This is a genomic window from Companilactobacillus farciminis KCTC 3681 = DSM 20184 (assembly GCF_002706745.1).
GTDB classification, from domain to species: domain Bacteria; phylum Bacillota; class Bacilli; order Lactobacillales; family Lactobacillaceae; genus Companilactobacillus; species Companilactobacillus farciminis.
In genome coordinates, this window is the sequence record NZ_CP017702.1 from 1,768,376 (window position 1) to 1,788,436 (window position 20,061).

Sequence of the window (20,061 nt, forward strand, 5' to 3'; positions counted from 1 at the left end):
TATATTAATGAATTGCAAAGTTTACATTATGGGCAAATTGGTCGATTTGTTCGATATAGTCTTCACCGTTTTCCAATTTAGCAAGTGTGGCTTGAACTTTTCGATCATCCCGCAATCGGCTAAATAAGTATTGGAAAGAATAATTCTTATTCAACAAATTATATGTTTTTAGAACAAAATCTTTGGAATAATCTTCTTTGTCGATGTCTTTTTGATTATTAATATCGGTATATAGCTCCGATAAAACTTTCTTTGCCTCAGTATTGTCATTTAGTTTCATCAATACGCACCACCTAATTAATTATTAATCTCTCGACAGAACTCCGCTTTTATGTAAGCGTTCACCACGTTCCGTATTTACATTATATAACTTCTAGGTAGAAATTTCATTGAAATGCCAAATATCATAAAATTAATTATTTTTTGTTTTGAAATTATGCTTTAATGATGGCCAAATCCACTTATCGGCACTAGCTATCAAGATTCCGTTAAAAATAAAAGAAAAGATGGTTCCAATATTAACTGAATAAACTTGACCGATGGCAATCCCCGCTACGATGATAATAATAATTGGAGGAATAAAATCAATAATTTGAGCTGCTGTTGAGTTACCTTTTAAATATAAGAACCTCAAAATATTGTCGTATCGTCATTTGGATGCATCACAATATTGGCTCTTTGATAAAGAGAAATAGCCACACAGAAAAAGACTACGCCTAAACAAGATAAAATAATTCTAATAAAAATTGGTAAGCTCGGTACACCTAAGAAATTGAGCAAATTAGTAAACACATTTACAAAATAACTGAAAAACATGACGTAGAGAACTTCACCAATCAAACGTTTTGTATCTAATCTTTTAATCAAGAATTGATTCGTGATTGCATTAATCACTCCGATAATGAATAACAATAGTCCCGTATTCCAACCAAACCACTTAGTCATATTGACTGCTGAAGCCGTCCACAGACCACTACCCATATCAGCCGAAATACACAAACCATTTCCAAAAGCATTTAAAATCAAACCAGAAATTAAGCCAATAACTCTAGTTTGGATTGAATTTTTGATAGTATCACCTCTTACACAATATGCTGTCTATCATACAACAAGATGACACGTTGATTCAAAAAACTATTTACCATAATTCATATTTAGAAATTCTGTTAAATCTTGAGCTGGATGTCCCATAATTGTTTGATAATCAGAACTGATTTCATCCAATAATCCTAATCCTCCGGCAGCATACATTGAAGATAACATATGTCCTTCATTGCCTTGGTTATAAATCTGAGCAAATTCATCAAGACTAACCGGTTGATAACCAATTTCACTGCCAGAAACTGAACTCAAAACTTTTGCTAACTGTGGCATTGTATAATTTCTCGATTGAGTTAATGTATAAATTCTTCCATTCTGCAACAAGGCTTCTTTACTGGCAACCTTGGCAAAGGCTTTGGCACTATCTTGCAAACTGATAAATGACAAGGCCTGATCTTTTACCGGATAAATAATATTTTGACGTTCAATCAACTCTGGTAAATAAGGTACCAAAGGATCTGCATACAAAGCATTACGTATAATCGTATAAGGAATTCCACTAGCAGCTAATCGACGTGGCAAGTAACCGTAAAAGGCGGACAAATCAAATGGATTATTAACTTGATCAGCAATAAAGCCCATCGATAAAATATGTCCAACTCGAGCTTTTTTAGCAGCCGTCAAAACATTTTCTAGTTCGCTAACTCGACTGAAACTATCGTGGCTTTTACTTGGAACGTAAATTAAAACATCAATATTTTCAAAAGCCTCCAATAAGATATCTTCTTTCAAGAAATCGATGCCAACAACTTTTGCACCAGCTTCTGCCAATGATTCGGCTTTAGAAACCGTGTGAACACCGACCGTAATATCGTTACTTGGCACCAATTCGACCAACTCATTAAAAATATGACCACCTAGATGGCCTGTTGCTCCAGTTAATAAATATTTCATCATCCTACCTCCATTTTCGTCACAAATGTTACTATATAAATAACAGGCTGTCAAATTAATCAACTTTATTCCTTTAAAAATTATATAATGGAATTAAAAGAATAATGGGGGGATTCCAATGCAAAAAATTATAATCGATCAAGCTTTTTGGGATTTGTTTCCTGATGTAAAAATTGCCGTAATGACAGCCCACAATGTCGACAATAAGGATCAAAATGTTCCAAATGATTTAATTCAAAACGCCAATAAGATTGCCAAAAAATGGGTACCTGATGACCCAATCAGTGCTAATCCGGTAGTTAAGGCTTGGCGTGATGCCTATCGTAAGTTCAAAACTAAAAAAGGTGCTCGTAACGCTGTGGAAAATCTCTTAAAACGGGCCAAAAATAACAAAGGCGTGGGCAATATCAATCCAGTCGTTGACGTCTACAATTCAGTTTCCCTAGAATACGCCTTCCCAATTGCCGCTGAAGACCTAGATAAAATTGTTGGCGACGTTCATCTAACTGTTGCCAAAGGTGGCGAACCTTTCACTCCCATCGGTGAAGATGAAATTGAAGAAGCCTTACCAGGTGAAGTAATTTATCGTGATGATCAAGATATAATTTCACGTTGCTGGGCTTGGCGAGACAGTGCCCGTGTAGCCGATACCGATGAAACCAAAAACTTACTATTTTATATGGAAAACATTCAACCTGAAAGAGACGATGACCACTTAGCTGCCGCTCATCAACTAGAAAAACGATTCCACGATTATCTAAATATCGACATCAATGACTTAACGATTCTTACTCGTGACAATCCAGAATTTGTTTTTGCTAAATAAAAAAATAATCCGCCTAATATTAGGTGGATTATTTTTTACCATTGTTCATGATTCCAAAGTCGACCGTCGACTTCGCCTTCTAATTGTGCTTGACGTTGATTTTGTTCTTCAATCACTTTTTTCATCGCTACCAAAAAGGCCCGATTTTCATATTGAGTCTGTTTAGTAGATAAATCATTAACTGTTTTACTTAACCATTGACCAGTTTCACTCATAATTATTCGTCCTCACCTTGTTTGATTAAACTAATCGTACTCTTCAATTGTGAAATATCCTCTCGTTGCTGGATAAAAGTATTCAAAATTGTCTCACATTCGTTACAGTTTGTACCATCAAAATTCTTAAATCGGTCAGTGAATTCTCTTTCAAACCAAATTTGACGATTTTGTAAACTGTCGGGGTATTGTTGCGTTAAATAACGTTGATAATCAATCAGCAACTGCATCTGTGTATTTTCTTGCAAATATTGAAATTGGGCAATCGTAAATACTGGCAAGATTTGCATCTTAGCACGTTGAGCAATTGCAAAATAAGGCGCCATTATCTCATCGATCGTCACATTCTCACTGCCGCCACGTTGAAAATCCTTCAAGGGCATCCCGGTACTGACAACGATACCGAATTCTTTTTCGGCTAAATTATCGTCACCATCACCATAGACAAAATTTCTCGTCAAAACGTTATCTTCCCAATGCTTCAATCCTTCTGGGGCTGCATACCAATATAAAGGAAATTGAAAAATTATTCGATCATGTTCCTTTAACAAAGCTTGTTCTTTTTCGACATCAATTTCTGACAATTCTTCTACATGATGCCAAGTCACGTCTTGCAATTTAGCACCTTGCAGCAAAAATTGCTGTGTCTGTGAATTATTGATTTCTGGGTGTGACACTATTACCAAAGTTTTCAAAATTAACATCTCCAATCAAGACTAGAATAGCAAAAAATCACTCTTTATAACAGTTGAAACTATTTTCTAGAAATTAATTCCAACGACAAAATCCAATGATATACTGAAGAAGATACCGATTCGCTTAAGGAGTTTATTATGGAAAAATATTATATAGTTGATAGCTCTATTCTTCCGGAATCATTTGAAAAAGTTATTGAAGCACGTAACTTATTGGAAACAAAAAAAGTCCACAACGTTAGCGAAGCCGTCAAAGTCGTAGGCATTAGTCGTGGAACTTATTATAAATATAAAGATTTGGTTTTTAAGCCTGACGAAGAAAGAAACGAGCGCAAAGCTGTAATTTCAATGATGCTCAAACACCAACAAGGAACGCTCTCCAAAGTTCTAGTTGACATCTCTGAATTGAACGCTTCTATCTTGACTATCAACCAAAACATCCCTATTCATAACATTGCGACCGTCGTCATTTCCTTAGATATCAGTCATCTAAACGGAACTATGGACGATTTGATCGATAAACTACAATTGTCTGACGCCGTAGAAAATGTGCAGTTAGTTGCGATCGAGTAAGCTCTCTTGTTTCTTTCTTAACTTCGGTTAGTAATAAGATTCCGTCCTCCATAGCAAAGAAAATTTGGCTGGAACGTAGTGGGCACGATTTTGAGCTTTTGCATAAACCAAGTGCGCAAAATCTCAAAACTCGACCTTATTCTAAGCAACAAGTTGCTAAGAATAAATTCACTACTGAGCCAATTTTCTTTGCTATTCCGGACTGGATAGTGGTTCTATATTTTTTTATGATCAAACATATAAACATCAATTCAGATAAATGGTTATCAACTATATCTGAATTGATGCTTTTTTGATTTACTTGAAATAAATAATAAAAAACATTTTCCAGTCGGTAGTGGCAGCTTTGTGGATGCTCAGTACTGAAATTTCACTTAGCAATTTATTGCTTAGTGAAAGGTCAAGCTTTAAGACAGTTCCCGATTCTGGAATTGGCTTAAAGTTGTACCCAGTACGTTCCAGCATCCACAAAGCAGAACGGACGACGACATCTAAGGATAACCTAAAATTAAGAAAGGACCCTCTCTTTTTGAGGGCTTTTTATTTTGGCCACGCAATGTACATGGCAATTAAGACATTTACTGTTCCAAAAGTGAATAAACATTTCGACATAAATCGATTTTTAACATGGTTTCCATAAAATACTAAAAATAGCCCGAGGACAAAAATAATTATCATCCATAAAAAGTTCATTGCGTCACCTACCATTTAAGATTTCTATTCAAGTGATACTTTAAAGGATAAATGTGACTAAATAATGAATTTGTTATGGAGAATCTGTTCTTTTAATTTCGTTGCCACAAGAAATGTTCAATATCGTGCAGCACTCTGGGATTTCTTCTCGTCAAGGCACTGTGTTCTGCCCGATTTCCCGTAAAGAGTCGTGCTTGATACGTTTGATGCGGTCCTTTAAAGACTTTTTTCAATGATTTTGCCGACGAAACCGGTACAGCTTTATCAAAATGATCTTCTTTAGAAAGCTGCCCGATGATATTCAATTCCCGAACGTGAAGTTGACGCATAACCGAATCAGGATGAGTATATTTATCAAAGTCTCTGGTCAATTGATCAGAATAGCGCCAAGGGTTACGTCGATAAATGTCTCGATTCAACACTTGCATCGGCGCAGCAATATTTACTAAGGAATCGATTTGAGGTTGATTTTTCTTGTCGCTATATTTAAATAAGTAATACATAACGGCGTTATTGCCCCAAGAATGTGCCACGGCATTAAACCTAGTTATCTGATATCTTTTTTGCAAGGTCAAAATAATCGTATTGATCCACTTAGCTGTTTTATGGTAATCGGATTGATGATTATTGCCAAACAAAACTTGAATTTCTGGATTCTTAGCATTTTTGGGCCAAGTTCCATCAAAACTGAGCTTACCCTTTTTCGAAACAAAAATAGTCAACGTTCTAGTCGCGTACCCGTCGGCTTGTGATTGATCAATTAAGTAGTCCATCGACCGCACCGTACCACCAAAACCATGAAAAAATAACGTTGGAATTTCTCTAGGATTATTGGAGCTGGCAAAAGTAGTTTGAGCGTTGGTTAAAAAACCTAAACTGACTGCGAAACTAATTAATAATATTTTGATTAATAATTTATTTTTCATTATTACCAAAGTTTAATGCATTTTTACTTTGAGTCAACAAAAAAAGGCTTAGATTTCTCTAAGTCTTTTTGATTACAAATTTTGACCCTTTTCCCAAGTAGTCTTTGATAGTAATAAACCTTTTTTGACTAAGTTATTAAACAATTGGTGCGTGCGAGAAGAAATTTCACCAGCTGTTGTTTGGTTGCTTGCTGTCAAAAATTCAGTGACATCATCAGCTTTTGCTACCGCTTGATCAGTTTCTTCAACTCGTTGACGAGCAAATGATTGGCAGCCGTCTAAGTAAGCATGAACCATATCAGAATATTCGTGATAATGTGGCTCGATAATAACTGACAAAGTCTTCTCTAACCAATAAACATTGTCGACTGAAACTTCAGTAGTTGTATTCTTATAGTCTTCTGGTGTATCAGTAATGTTAGTAAAGAATGGTACATAAGGACTGTAAGCAAAGAATCCCATTGACAACCATTGAATAGCTGCGTGATCATCATCAACATCATTTCTGATTTGTAAAATTGATGAAGCTTGATTTCTATCCATAGCAATAGAACGGAATTGACGTTGTTCTTTTGGAGTTCCTGAAGCAAAGGTTCCAAATGGATCATACTTCGTACCATTGTAATGTGATGACAAGAAAGCCTCAACATCTTCAATAGCTAATTTCTTGGCAGGTTTTCTGCACATTGGCATATCTTGAGCGGTTGGCACTTGTTCAATTTCTGGGTTGAACATCTTTTGTCCATACCAAGTACGTGGCGTGTTGTAATAAGCATCAGCTTCACTTTGAGTTCCAAAAATTTCACGGAAATTAAAGTGACCTGGTTGTGGATTTAAATGATGTTTTTCGACAAATTCAACCAAATCAGTTGCTACTAAGAAGTTATCAGTATCATTGACGTCAACTTCTTGCATGACGGTTTGGTTAGGTACGATAGCATAAGTATCTTCTGGCAAACGCATAGCAGCCCAATGGTGACCGCCCGCTGTTTCTAAGAGCCAGATTTCATCTTTATCGTTAAAAGCAATACTATTGCATTCACCAGTACCATATTTTTCCAACAAAGCGCCCAATCTCTTGGCACCTTCTTTGGCGGATTTAACGTATGGCAAAACTAAGGTCAACATTGCTTCTTCATCAATACCATCGTGAACTAATGGATCGTATCCTAAAACGCGGGCATTAGTAGCAGTAGTTTCTGTTGAACTCATACCAACATTTAATTCATTAATACCAGCTTCTTCATATTGACCATCACTTTGGTCTGCCTGTGGTGTAGCAGTATATCTTAGAGCGTGTTCAGGTAGTGGTACTTTTACACCTGTAGTTACTGAAGTATAAAAAGCATTCTTTTGATCTTTTGCAACATGTGCAACAAATTTAATGGGATTGATTGGACCATAACCGTCTTCATTACGGGCGACAATAGTGGAACCATCCATGCTAGCAGCTTTACCAACTAGTATCTCAGTACAATCGGAACTTGGATTTATCATTTTGTTCCCTCCCTTTAAAATAAGTATAAAATTAAAAAAGCTTTTAATCTAGTAGCTATATTAGAAATTTTATAATTATACAAAAAAAACAGAACAAATTAATGTTCTGCTTCTCAAATATTTATCTTAAAGTACTTCAACAGATGCAGTAGTTACACCGTATGAAGGAATTTGGTTATTTGGCATAGCAACGTCCAATTGGTTAGGGTTACTGTATGCAAATGTACCTGTATCGTTAACTGTTCTGATCAATACTGTACCATCAGAAAGTGTGATCTTAAGTGTTGTACCCTTAGGGAATACTGAAAGGTTAGCGGCAACACCACCATAACCCATGTTTGAACCTAGTACGGCTGGATCATAGAAAGAAATCTTGAATGTTCCTTGTGATGTACCAGTTTGTGTTGTTGATTGTGTTGTAGTAGCAGCACTTTGAGTTGTAGCTTGTGTTGTATTTTGTGCTTGGTAACTTGTATCTTCAGTAGTTTGTGTTGCTTGAGCTGTTTGTGTTATGTCTTGAGCAGCTTGTGTTGTTGTATCTGTAGCGGCTGCAGTTGTAGCACCTGGCAATGTTACTGTTTCACCAGGGAAGATCAAGTCGTATCCGCCAACTTCACGGCCGTTAGCTTGTTCAAGTTCAGCGATTGTTACGCCAGCATTTTCAGCGATGCTCTTGTATGTGTCGCCTGCTTCAACTTGGACATGGTTACTGTCGAGTTGTACTGCAGCTTGAGCAGTTTTTGTTGTTGCAGAAATTGCTGTTAAAGCCATAGTACTTACTAAAGCGATAGATAAAACTTTTTTCATGAATTAATTACATCCTTATATTTAAAATTGTTTAGCCCTCATTTGCTATGTTGCATATACTAACAGGTATTTATTACACAACAACGTCCGTAAAGTTACAAAAAAGCTGTTTTCTGTAATTTTAGTAATACAACTGAAACAAACATCCGTTCTATCGTTGGTATAACTCACTTTTGATTTTCATAAAATAGCCAATAAAAAACTAAATAATCTCAAATTTTTTCGCACTTTTTTGAATTGTCAATTTATAAAAAGATTAAAAAAACACTACAAATCCTAATTTAACAAGGTTTGTGGTGCTTTGCTTTAAAAAATATAACTAAAAATATCGGTCAAACTAATTATTGTGTTTCTTTTGAAATTTAGCAATTGCCTTGTATTCTGGCTCTAAAATCTTGGAAATACGAATCCAAATCGGTAATAATTCTCGATAAACTTTGGAATTTTCATAATTTGGTTGGTGCGTATCAGTCACGCCGACCATATTTTTTACCGCTGATAAATCGTCTATATAACCTAACGAATACATTGCCAAAACAGCTGCTCCCAGACAAGAACTTTCAAAACTTTCGGGAATCGACACTTCTTGTTCAAAAATATCCGCTAACATTTGTCTCCACAATGCGGATCTAGCAAAACCACCAGTTGCTTGAATACTCTTAGGTTTTCCTGTAATTTTCTCAATTGTTAACATCACTACGTATAAGTTGTAAACAATCCCCTCAAGGGTAGCTCGTAACATGTGAGCTCTAGTGTGCTTTCTCGTTAAACCAAAGAAAGATCCCCTAGCATAGGCATTCCAGATTGGTGCCCGTTCCCCACCCAAATAAGGATGGAAAAGTAATCCGTCGGAGCCAGCAGGAATTTTCTGAGCAATTTTCGTCAAGATATCATAGGTAGAAACTTGCATTTGCTCGGCAGTAATTCTTTCTGGAGCAAACAACTGATCCTTGACCCAGCGAAAAACGATACCACCATTATTGACCGGACCACCGACGACCCATTTATCTTTGGTCAAAGCGTAACAAAATAGTTTTCCATCTGGATCGACAACCGGCTTATCTACTACAACTCGAACGGCTCCACTAGTTCCAATCGTAACGGCCACTACTCCAGGATCGATAGCATTGACTCCTAAATTGGACAAGACACCATCGCTGGCACCAAAAATGAAAGGAGTTTTTTCTTCGAGACCTAATAATTGAGCATATTCGGACTTCAATCCCCTTATTTGATCAGTTGGTTCAACTAGTTGTGGCAGTTGGTCTCGATCAATTTGTAAGACATCCAAGGCTTGTTGATCCCAATCGAGTTTAAAAATATTGAACATCCCCGTAGCCGAGGCAATCGAATATTCCATTTTATAAACGCCAAATAGTTTAAAGAATACATAAGTTTTTAGGTCGATAAATTTTTTCGTTTGCTTGAACAAATTATTTTTCTCGTGACGCAACCAAAGAATTTTTGATAATGGTGCCATTGGATGAATCGGCGTCCCAGTTTTTTGATAAATTTGTTGGCCCAAACCATTTTCTTTTAACTCTTCACTATATTTGGCGGCTCGATTGTCAGCCCAAGTGATAGCTCGAGTCAATGGTCGGTCATTTTGATCCATCAAAATCAAACTGTGCATTGCTGAAGAAAATGATACCCCTTTGATTTCTGAAGCTTGGACTTGAGATTTGCGAATAACTGAACCCATCGTTTCTAAAACTGCTCCAAAGATTTCTTCAGGGTCTTCCTCAGCCATATCAGGGATATCTTGGTAGAGTTGATAACCAGAATTGGCATAGGCGATCACTTTACCTTTAGTATCGTAAAGTACACTTTTAGTACTCGTCGTTCCAATATCTACACCAATAATATAATCCATTATCAAAACTCCTTTATATATAGTAGAAACTTGTTTAATTGTAATAATAGATTTCTAAAAAGTCTACTGAACAAAAAAAGATTTGCCATATATTATACGACAAATCTTTTAATTAGCATCTTATATTAATTAGCTTGTGCAGGTTCACGACTACCTAATCTTACTTTTTCAACAGCGTGACTGCTTTCCAAATCTTCTTCTTTGAATCCGAAGAGATAAGTACATACAAATGATACGACAATTGTTGCTGCTGAAGCGATTAAGTATCCGGTGAAACTGGCATCGATACCTTTAGGGTTAATAAATGAAGCAAAACCAATCAATGATCCAGCAAAGCCCCACATATCAACGTGAAGTAAACCTGTTAACAAACCACCAACGGCACTACCGATATTAGCGGTCCAGAAAATTCTACCGTACTTCAAATTAATACCGTACATTGCAGGTTCAGTTACTCCGGCAAAGGCTGAAAGTGTAGCAGCACCGGCAATTTGTTTCATATCGATATTCTTCTTAGTTTTAACAAAGACAGCCATAGCAGCGGCACCTTGAGCGACCATTGTTGCTGAAACAATCGCATTCAAGGCACTGTGTCCAGTTGTAGCAATTTGACTGGCAACAACCGGAATAACTGCCCAGTGCAATCCGAAGATAACCAAGCATTGATAGAATCCACCGATGATCAATCCTGAGATTGCGGGACTGAATTTCAATAGAGCCACAATACCACTAGCAAGATAAGAACTTAATAATGTAATAATTGGTCCAACAACTACAATAATAACAGCACTGACAATGAATACTTCTAGCAAAGGACTGAGAATCATTCTTAAAGACATTACAATATGTTTCTTGAGCCAAGGTTCAATTTTTGAAGCAATCCAGGCTGCAGCAATCATTGGGAAAATTGAATAAGTATAGTTAGCAATGTGAATTGGAATTCCAAAGAAATCTCCATTAACATTCATAGCTGTACTTGTCGTCTTGCTGGCAACTTGTACTAATGTTGGATATGCTAGAACACCACCAACAACACCCATGATGATCTGGTCAGCGCCGAGTCTTTTAGCAGCGGTAAAACCAACTAGAATTGGCAAGAAGTAAAAGACTGAATCTCCCATTGCGTTGATGATCATGTAAGTGGAACTCTTAGCTGACAACCAATTGGCTGAAACAATTAAAGCCAATAAACCTTTCAAAATACCAGAAGCAGCTAATAGTCCAATAACGGGCATCATGCTGGCTGTAATAACACCAATAAGAGCACTAAAATAAAATTTAGTTTTAGGCCAAACACCCTTAGGAGCTTTAGCTTTTGGAGCTTGGGCTTGGGTGTCGCCACCAAAACCAGGCCCTAAAGCTTTAACAACGGCATCGAAAACATCATTTACAGCTGGTCCGATAACAACTTGATATTGTCCACCAGCTTTAGCAACATCCAAAACGCCATTCATATTCTTAATAACATCGTCATTGGCTTTATTGTCATCTTTTAAGTAAAAACGAACACGTGTGATACAGTGGATAACGTTCTCAACATTACTTACTCCACCAACATTCTTGACAATATCTTTACCTAATTGATCATAGTTGACTTTGCCACTAGGTCTAGCAGTAGCTTCTCCAGGAGCCATTGGTTCGACTTGAGCAACTTCTTGACCAGCCTTGACGACACCTGCGTTAACATGGATTTCCTTAACTGTCTTAGCGGTGTTAGTAATGGCGACGATAACATCAGTTACCTTACCTGCTTTCTTGATTGCTTCCGTATCCATCAAAGCAATCTTTTGACCGGCCTTGACTGAATCTCCTTCTTTAACGAACAATTCAAAAGGAGTTCCATTCAGTTCAACGGTATCAACACCCATGTGAACTAGCACTTCAAGCCCATCAGCAGTACTAAAACCAATCGCATGTTTAGTTGATGCAACTAACATAACTTTACCTGAGACTGGAGCCACAATTTCATGACTATTAGGAAATACCCCATAGCCTTCACCCATTGCTTTTTCTGAAAACATTGGATCGTGAACTTCAGTTATATCAACTGCTTGCCCAGAAACAGGAGCAAGCATTTTAACTGTACCTTTCATAGAAAGCACCTCCTAAAAATTAGTAACCGGTTACATGCTTTTATCATATACTATATTACAACCAATCATGTATAAACATCAAGTTTTGTAATAATTTATTATAAAACTCGCGTTGAAACGCCAATAATTGCGTGTATAATACACATTGTATGAATATGTTTAAACACATAATTAAGTTTTTTATTTTGCTATTTTATGGAGGAATTGATTATGAAACCTTTGTATTTAAAAATTACTGAACACCACTTGGTCTACTCAGATGATATAAATACTTTAAACGAAGGTAGTTTCGAATTAGATCCAAAATTGGAACTTAAACAAAATTTTCACAACTTTAAAGAAAATATTTCCGATGCAATTGACGTAATCGTTATTATGAATTCTCCACAAACTATCTTAAAAAAGAATATCTTCACATATAATAATGAAGCCTTCGATTTCGGAGACGAATTAGAAAATATCTTTCATATCCCTGTGATCAATTATGCTGATCTAGAAAATTCAGATTTAAATACTGTAGCTGAACAAGAAATTGATTATTCAACTTGGCACCTTGACTATTACGGAATTTCACATAAAAAGCGTCAATATGGTCAAGAATCGATGCAAACAATTGGGAATGGTTTCTTAGGCTTAAGAGGTACTTATTTAGAAGCCAAAGCTAATTCTGATAACTACCCTGCTACTTATGCCGCTGGAGTTTTCAATCAATTAGCTACTCCCGTCAACAATCGTAACGTTATTAATGAAGATTTGATCAACTTGCCTAATGCCCAATACTTGAGTTTTAAAGTAGATGACGGCGAATTCTTCAAAATTGATCAAAAACTTATTCAAGAGTCCTTGCGTTCATTAGATTTGAAATCCGGTATCCTAACTATCACTAGCCTAATCAAATTAGCTGATGGTAAAGAATTAAAAGTAGTTGCCAAAAAAATCGCCGATTTAAAGAATTATCACAACTACTATTTGCAATATGAAATTAAACCTTTAAATTTCTCTGGCAACGTTACAGTCATTTCTCAAATTGACGCATCAGTAGTTAATAGCAACGTCGAACGTTATAAAAACTTAGCTAAAAAGCATTTATCAGTTGATAACATAGAGAACAAAAATCAAGAAACCACTTTATTAGCACATACCAATCAATCAAACATCAAATTGGCTATCAAAACTGATTTACGTTTCCCACAAATAGCCGACGCCAAGTACTCTGTCAACAATACTGACGAAATAGCCACTCAATTCATTGAATTCTCTGTTTCTGAAGGTAAAACTTATTCAATTGAAAAAAGTGTTGCCATCTTCACTTCTTTAGAAACGCAAACTGATCTTGAGCAAGTCATCAATCAATATCACTTCATTACCGACTTTGCCCTCAATCAACAACAGGCTATAAAAAATTGGCGTCAAGTGTGGAATAAAGAAGATGTTACCGTTACAGGAGATATAACGGCTCAAAAGTTACTACGTTTGAATAGCTACAGCATGACTACCGCCGCACAATCTAATGCCAATAAGGATCTTGATGCTTCAGTTGGTTCCCGTGGATTAACTGGTGAAGGCTATCGTGGTCACGTTTTCTGGGACGAACTCTTCGATATGAATTTTTATATCTTGCACGCTCCACAATTGGTCAAATATCTGCTCATGTATCGTTATAACCGTCTAGGAGCTGCGATGGATTACGCTTCTGACTATGACTATAACGGTGCCATGTACCCTTGGCAAAGTGGTATGTATGGCGATGAACAGTCACAAGAAGTTCACTTAAATCCAATCACCAATAAATGGGATCCCGATAATTCTCGTAAGCAGCGCCACGTTTCTTTAGCCATTGCCTACAATATTTGGAATTATTACAACCTAAGCGAAGACGAAGAATTCATGGAACAATATGGTCTAGAGATGTTACTTCAAATTGCTAAATTCTGGATCGACATGGCTGATTTTGACGAAAAAACCAGTAAATATTCAATTGAAAATGTAATGGGACCAGACGAATTCCATGAAGGCTACCCTGGTAACGACGACGGTGGTCTTAAGAACAACGCCTATACTAATATCATGGTCAGTTGGCTTTTCAAACAAATCACCAAAATGTTGCATACTCAACCGATTGACAGCGTTAAAGACAATTTAAAAAGAACTGATTTCAATCCCGACTACCTGGATAAGATGAATAGTATCAGGCACAATCTCAAGCTTGATTTCGAAGATGATATCCTAGGACAATTTGAAGGTTATTTCGACTTGAAGGAATTAGATTTTGAGAAATATCGTCAACAATATGGCAATATCTCTCGAATGGATCGAATCCTCAAAGCTCACAATGATTCTCCGGATAACTATAAGGTTGCTAAACAAGCTGATACATTAATGGCACTCTTTAATATCAGGGAAAATGATTTTCTCGATATCATGAAAGACCTAGGCTATCCTATCAACAATCCGAATAAATTTATCAGTGACAACATCCAATACTACATTCAAAGAACTACTCACGGATCAACTCTTTCCAGAATTGTTTATTCAATGTTACTGCTAAAAGTCAATGACGATAAGCAAGCTTGGAAACTGTTCTACGAAGCATTAACTAGCGACTACTATGACATCCAAGGTGGTACTACTGCCGAAGGAATCCATCTAGGTGTCATGGGTGCTACCTTAAATGTCGTTACATCATACTTTGCCGGAATAGATTATCGTGGCGACCAATTGCAAATCAACCCTCATATGCCAAAGCAATGGGAGAAAATTTCTTTCAATATGCTCTTTAAAGGTGTTAAATTCTCCTTTGAAGTTACCCAAGATACGATTACTATCGTGACTGACAAGGATACTGAGGTTCAATTTATCGGTAAAGATTTACCATTGACTGCCAATCAAGAAATTGAATTGACTTATTAAAACAAATATTAATGTAAATAAGTATTGCGACAAAGCACCCTTAGTAAACACTGTATGGTGCTTACAATTTACTAAACTACGATGGTCATTTGATTTAGACATTAAAAATCCCTTTCGCATTATAATCGGTTGGTAGCCTTTTATAATTGCGAAAAGGGATTTTTTCATGCTAAAATCTCACTCCTACAAGTAAAACGTGTGGTTTCATTTGCAACAAAGAAATGATAGCCTTTTTCTTTTGACATCATACAGCTGTATGCGGAATTATCTATTTTAGATTTTCTTTTTCTTCTACATACTTCAAGGCAGAATAATAGAGAGTCACCAACGCTGATGAGAGTAAAACACCTGCCACGATGTCGGTAAACCAATGAACTCCCGATATAAGTCTTCCTACTACCGTTACCGCAATAATCAAAACAGAAGCTATTTCTACTGTCCATAGACAAACTTTTTTATCTTGTAAATAGTAATGAAACTGCGACATTGCCGTAACCATAATACAAATTACAATCATTGTATGAGAAGACGGAAAAGATGCTTCTAAACTTTGAGAGAGAATTATCGGTCTATAATTGATAATTACAAATTCAAAGAAGATATAAAATACAACGACAATAAAATAAAATACACCAAGCAACAGAATGCGTAGATCAATTTTCCAAATGCTCTTACGTTGTATAAGTTGGATTAATCCCAAAATTGCAAATCCTAAAGCAACTACTATGGCAACAATACCCAACCAATCAGTAATGTCATACCAAAGGAGGTTCACCCCAAAAGAGTTAAATATAAACTGATTAAGGGTAGCAAATCCTATCTTAGACTGCTCTGGTCCGATAGGCTGTACGTCAATGGTCTTAATCATAATAGTAAAAAATATAAAAATTAGGAACAAAATTCCTGTTATGATGATAGGTTTCTTTGATTTCTTTTGCATAGTTATACATTCCTTTCTTCTTGCTGCAATAAATTACTTGCAAGCTCATTTCGATTATCTATTCACGAAGTCTGAGGTACAAGAAACCTATCGTCACAACCGAAAACAGGCTCTGACACTTATCGTGTCAGAGCCTGTTCTCAAGGGTTTTATGACTATTTTCGTTTGATCCCACTTTGTTTTAACAACAAGAATATCTTTACTACAAAAAATAAAAATAACAGTATAGTTGCATACGGTTCTCTTGCCGCAGCAAATAAACAGATTGCTATTGCCCCTGTTACGATAGAAACTTTTGAGGTAATGTTACACAAACGTTCCTTATCAAATAAAACAAAAGCAAGTCTGGCAATCCCCAACCCAATTATAAGTAAATAAACAACCCAATATATTCCAATATCTATCTTTGATAAGTGAGTAATTGACAAAAGATTTACATGATAGACACTGTTACCTCGGGATTCTCCATAAATTGGTAATACAATAAGTCCCACGACCAAAACATCTATCATTCCGCTGATAATGTTATAAATTCTCTTAATATTAGAGTAGTTTTCGGTTTCTGCAAGATTAATTAATTCTTCACTCGATAGCAGTTCATCTATGGTTATAGAAAAGAATTTGGAAATACATTTGAGTGATTCAATGTTAGGATAACCTTTTCCACTTTCCCATTTTGAAACTGCTGTTCTTGATACATATAACTGCTTTGCAAGTTGTTCCTGTGTTAAATTTTTCCCAATTCTAAGCCGTTGCAATTTTTCGTTAAACTCCACGATTATCCTCCCACTCATTTTTTACTTTCATACGTCCATCAATAAATTTTTTGTGCTCTCTGGTATCAGCATATAACTAAATATAGAAACGTCGAGTATACAGCTTTCTTTGTATAATTTCTGTATCTGCCTTTTTAAAGCACCCCATCTTGTTGCCGTTTCGGTGGCTGTAATAATGTAACCGTCACATCAACTACACTCTTGCTTAGCTCACATTATATGCGGACTTACGAACAATAGAAATGGATAAGCTACAATAATATGATATATGCAATCATATCCGAAAAAAAAATAAAAAAGGCGAATAACAAAGAAACGGAGGAATAAAATCCTCCGTTTCTTTGTTATTCCAGCCATTTGTTTGTTTACTAAGCACGATGCCAAGCAGCATATCCAATAGTTGGGAATAAGCCAACTAGACGGCTAACTTGTTGACGGTCGAATTTGAACTCAATTGCTGGCAACAAGGCATTGATAGCATCTTCAGCTTGATCACTAACTTCTGTGACACCAACTAAGTGACCATCCTTGTCATGAATTTGCGTACTGTGAGCGATTGGTTCTTTATCAACGATATAGTACCAATAATTTGCTAAATCATTCTCGCTAATTTGATAACCTTTTTGTTTTCCTTCTGCAACCGAAATTCCCGCTTGGGCAATTCTTGGCGAAGTAAAGACAACTGTCGGAATAACAGGAAATTTAATTGGATCAGTAGTTTGTCCAGAAAATAGTGACATCAAATACTTAGATTCAAAGTAAGCAGCTGGAGTTACTTTTGGTTGATCACTTGAGATAACATCTCCGGATGCATAAATATTTTCGACATTAGTTTGCAAATAATCATTTACCAAAACGCCAGTTTCATCGTATTTAACGCCTATTTCATCTAAGCCCAAATTGTCTACGTTAGGAATGCGTCCAGTGGCATCTAAGATCCAATCAGTCGTTAAAGTTTCTTCGTTACCGTAGTGAATTTGATAATCATTATCACTTTGTTCGAATGATTTAACGTTACTGTTTTCAATAAATTTTACGCCACGCTTTTTGAGATCATCAACGACTTTTTTAACGTATGGTTGATAAAAATCTCTTAAAACTTTGTCTGAATGTAGCATCACTGTAACTTTTGAACCAGCTTCATTGGCAATCGTAGCGAATTCCATTCCGATATAGCCTGAACCAATGATTGTGATGTGATCAGGTAATTTCGTCAAATTCAAGAAATCTTCGCTGTCGTGTGCTAAATCAGTTCCAGAAATATCGAGACGATGTGGCTTTAAACCTGTAGAAATAACGATTTTTTCAGCTGTGACTTGTTGGTCGCCATCAATTGCAACCGTATGATTATCGATAAATTTGGCATGACCATGGATAACTTTAGCTCCAGCATCTTCCAGTCTCTTCGTTAAACCAGCTGGCAAAACGTCAATGATTTCTTGTTTGTGTTCCATATTCTTAGCCCAATCGATGGAAATATTTCCTTGTAAAATATTCCCCATTCGTTGCGCTTCACGGGTCATTTTCACTGGTTCATCCAGCGTTATCTTAGCGTTACAGCCACGATTAGGACAAGTTCCTCCAACTAATCCACTTTCGATAACACCGACATTGACCCCCGTTTGAGCCAAGGGAGCCGCACCATCAAAAGTTCCATGACCTGCTCCAATATAAAGTACGTCAAAATCAAATTTTGCTGACATTAAAACACCCTCCGATTTCTTTTGATACTTTTAACATATCCCATTCTAGTTGTCATGACAATAAATTTACTTTATTAGAAAATGACTCAATAAAAAAACAATATTTATGTGTCGCATTGACAACTATTGATTTTAAACATGCTAGAATGGTCTTAATTAGATAAAGGGGAATTTGTCATATGATAGATCTGACTCGTGGAAGACCTATGAAAGTCATTTTCCTGTATACAATTCCTTTACTACTAGGTAACTTTTTCCAACAATTTTATAGTTTCATCGATACTTTAATCGTCGGGAAAACAATCAGTGTTAATGCTTTAGCTAGTGTTGGTGCCACTGGTGGATTGACTGGTTTGATCATTGGTTTTGCCCAAGGTATGACCAGTGGTTTAACTATCTTAACAGCGCAGAAACATGGTGCTCACGATGAACAAGGCGTTAGACAAAGTTTTGCTTCAGGGATAATCATTTCCTTTTGGATCACAATTATCTTTACTTTGTTAGCTTTGGCTCTTGCTTATCCACTATTAGTCGTCATGCAAACACCTAAAGTATTGATTCGTGATTCATTTATCTTCTTGGAAATTATTTTTGCAGGAATATTCTCTTTCGTTGGGTTCGATTTTTTAGGTAATACCATGCGGGCACTCGGTGATTCACGTGTACCATTATTTTTCTTGATCATCAGTACCGTTTTGAATATTTTATTAGAATTAGTCTTCATTTTGTACTTGCACATGGGAGTAGCCGGTGCTGGATTAGCCACCGTTGTTGCGCAAACGATTACATTTATAATTCTTTATTTCTATATTCGTCATCACATTCCGTATTTGATTTTGACGCGAAAAGATTTCAAAATTGATAAAGCAGAAATCAAAGAATTACTTCACATCAGTTTGCCCATGGGATTTCAATCTTCCATCATTGCTATCGGTTCCATTATTTTACAAGTAATGCTGAATACTCTCGGTGCTAATGCCGTGGCTGCTTATACTGTGGCTGGACGTGTTGAACAAATTGCTACTTTGCCAGCCTTTAGTTTTGGCTTAGCTTTAGTCAACTACACAGCTCAAAATCTTGGTGCCAAGAAATTTCAAAGAATCTTACGTGGCGTTCGTGACGGAATCATTATTTCTGTTTCTTCCAGTCTAGTGATTGGTGGACTTCTAATCGTTTTTGGCCGTGCCATTTCACATCTATTCATGAATGGTGCTCAAGATGCCGTTTTAAATTTGGTTCAAATTTACTATTATTTCAACGGTTCAACTTACTTTATCTTATCGATATTATTTATCGTTAGATACACCTTGCAAGGATTGGGCAATCAAAAAGCACCTACCATTGCCGGAATTGCCGAACTCTTAATGCGGGTTTTTGCTGGTGTTGTTTTGGTTCACTTCTTCGGATTCTACGGAGCTGCCATGGCCAACCCATTAGCTTGGAGCGGATCAGTTCTAGTTTTAGTAAGTACTTGGAATTTCCAAATCAAAAAGCTTAAAAATATGAATAATCTTCTTGGTGAAGAATAAAAATAAGAAA

General features: G+C 36.3%; 17 protein-coding genes and 1 pseudogene. 5 read left to right on the top strand and 13 right to left on the bottom strand.

Features of this window, described 5'->3' with window-relative positions; genetic code table 11:
• Positions 1–4: 4 nt before the first annotated feature.
• The 3 genes and pseudogenes from LF20184_RS08645 to LF20184_RS08655 all read right to left on the bottom strand — a co-directional run bounded on the left by LF20184_RS08645 (position 5) and on the right by LF20184_RS08655 (position 1,995).
• On the bottom strand, positions 5–280 hold the full coding sequence (locus LF20184_RS08645) for a hypothetical protein (protein ID WP_010020291.1): 276 nt from the start codon (positions 278–280) through the stop codon (positions 5–7).
• 132 nt (positions 281–412) lie between these two features.
• Positions 413–1,035, bottom strand: a pseudogene (locus LF20184_RS08650) (DUF6198 family protein).
• Positions 1,036–1,134: 99 nt separating this feature from the next.
• On the bottom strand, positions 1,135–1,995 hold the full coding sequence (locus LF20184_RS08655) for an SDR family oxidoreductase (RefSeq protein ID WP_010020294.1): 861 nt from the start codon (positions 1,993–1,995) through the stop codon (positions 1,135–1,137).
• 118 nt (positions 1,996–2,113) lie between these two features.
• On the opposite strand from LF20184_RS08655, the gene LF20184_RS08660 reads away from it, so the two are divergent.
• On the top strand, positions 2,114–2,821 hold the full coding sequence (locus LF20184_RS08660; RefSeq protein ID WP_010020295.1) for a B3/B4 domain-containing protein: 708 nt from the start codon (positions 2,114–2,116) through the stop codon (positions 2,819–2,821).
• Positions 2,822–2,856: 35 nt separating this feature from the next.
• On the opposite strand, the gene LF20184_RS08665 is transcribed toward LF20184_RS08660, so the two are convergent.
• Together LF20184_RS08665 and LF20184_RS08670 are read right to left on the bottom strand one after the other, a co-directional pair.
• Complete coding sequence (locus LF20184_RS08665; RefSeq protein WP_010020296.1) at positions 2,857–3,036, bottom strand: hypothetical protein; 180 nt, start codon at positions 3,034–3,036, stop codon at positions 2,857–2,859.
• A 2-nt stretch (positions 3,037–3,038) separates the two neighbouring features.
• Positions 3,039–3,731 (bottom strand): NAD(P)H-dependent oxidoreductase, encoded by a 693-nt coding sequence (locus tag LF20184_RS08670; protein WP_010020297.1) that lies wholly within the window; start codon positions 3,729–3,731, stop codon positions 3,039–3,041.
• A gap of 138 nt (positions 3,732–3,869) precedes the next feature.
• On the opposite strand from LF20184_RS08670, the gene LF20184_RS08675 reads away from it, so the two are divergent.
• Complete coding sequence (locus tag LF20184_RS08675) at positions 3,870–4,304, top strand: ACT domain-containing protein (RefSeq protein WP_010020298.1); 435 nt, start codon at positions 3,870–3,872, stop codon at positions 4,302–4,304.
• 98 nt (positions 4,305–4,402) lie between these two features.
• A complete protein-coding gene (locus LF20184_RS12860; protein ID WP_170175139.1) occupies positions 4,403–4,600 on the top strand; it encodes a hypothetical protein in 198 nt (65 codons plus the stop codon).
• 489 nt (positions 4,601–5,089) lie between these two features.
• Here the strand turns inward: LF20184_RS12860 and LF20184_RS08685 are convergent, their stop codons facing one another.
• The 5 genes from LF20184_RS08685 to LF20184_RS08705 all read right to left on the bottom strand — a co-directional run bounded on the left by LF20184_RS08685 (position 5,090) and on the right by LF20184_RS08705 (position 12,193).
• On the bottom strand, positions 5,090–5,923 hold the full coding sequence (locus LF20184_RS08685; RefSeq protein ID WP_010020299.1) for an alpha/beta hydrolase: 834 nt from the start codon (positions 5,921–5,923) through the stop codon (positions 5,090–5,092).
• 72 nt (positions 5,924–5,995) lie between these two features.
• Positions 5,996–7,420 (bottom strand): C69 family dipeptidase, encoded by a 1,425-nt coding sequence (locus LF20184_RS08690; RefSeq protein WP_010020300.1) that lies wholly within the window; start codon positions 7,418–7,420, stop codon positions 5,996–5,998.
• Positions 7,421–7,546: 126 nt separating this feature from the next.
• Positions 7,547–8,227, bottom strand: a complete 681-nt coding sequence (locus LF20184_RS08695; RefSeq protein WP_010020302.1) for a LysM peptidoglycan-binding domain-containing protein — start codon at positions 8,225–8,227, stop codon at positions 7,547–7,549.
• Between the two features lie 337 nt (positions 8,228–8,564).
• Positions 8,565–10,100 carry a gluconokinase gene (gene gntK / locus LF20184_RS08700; protein ID WP_010020304.1) on the bottom strand — a complete coding sequence of 512 codons (1,536 nt, stop codon included), beginning with the start codon at positions 10,098–10,100 and terminating at the stop codon, positions 8,565–8,567.
• Positions 10,101–10,225: 125 nt separating this feature from the next.
• Positions 10,226–12,193, bottom strand: coding sequence for a PTS sugar transporter subunit IIABC (locus tag LF20184_RS08705; RefSeq protein WP_010020305.1), 1,968 nt, complete (start codon positions 12,191–12,193; stop codon positions 10,226–10,228).
• 210 nt (positions 12,194–12,403) lie between these two features.
• Here LF20184_RS08705 and LF20184_RS08710 point away from each other — a divergent pair, with 210 nt between their 5' ends.
• The gene (locus tag LF20184_RS08710; protein ID WP_010020306.1) at positions 12,404–15,103 is read left to right on the top strand and encodes a glycoside hydrolase family 65 protein; all 2,700 of its coding nucleotides are present in this window, start codon (positions 12,404–12,406) and stop codon (positions 15,101–15,103) included.
• Between the two features lie 268 nt (positions 15,104–15,371).
• Here LF20184_RS08710 and LF20184_RS08715 read toward each other — a convergent pair whose 3' ends face one another.
• The 3 genes from LF20184_RS08715 to LF20184_RS08725 form a co-directional block, all read right to left on the bottom strand.
• On the bottom strand, positions 15,372–16,043 hold the full coding sequence (locus tag LF20184_RS08715) for a phosphatase PAP2 family protein (protein WP_010020307.1): 672 nt from the start codon (positions 16,041–16,043) through the stop codon (positions 15,372–15,374).
• A gap of 155 nt (positions 16,044–16,198) precedes the next feature.
• Positions 16,199–16,819 carry a helix-turn-helix domain-containing protein gene (locus LF20184_RS08720; RefSeq protein ID WP_010020309.1) on the bottom strand — a complete coding sequence of 207 codons (621 nt, stop codon included), beginning with the start codon at positions 16,817–16,819 and terminating at the stop codon, positions 16,199–16,201.
• Between the two features lie 368 nt (positions 16,820–17,187).
• Positions 17,188–18,522, bottom strand: coding sequence for a dihydrolipoyl dehydrogenase family protein (locus LF20184_RS08725; RefSeq protein WP_010020310.1), 1,335 nt, complete (start codon positions 18,520–18,522; stop codon positions 17,188–17,190).
• 179 nt (positions 18,523–18,701) lie between these two features.
• Here LF20184_RS08725 and LF20184_RS08730 point away from each other — a divergent pair, with 179 nt between their 5' ends.
• Complete coding sequence (locus LF20184_RS08730) at positions 18,702–20,051, top strand: MATE family efflux transporter (protein WP_010020311.1); 1,350 nt, start codon at positions 18,702–18,704, stop codon at positions 20,049–20,051.
• Positions 20,052–20,061: the final 10 nt, after the last annotated feature.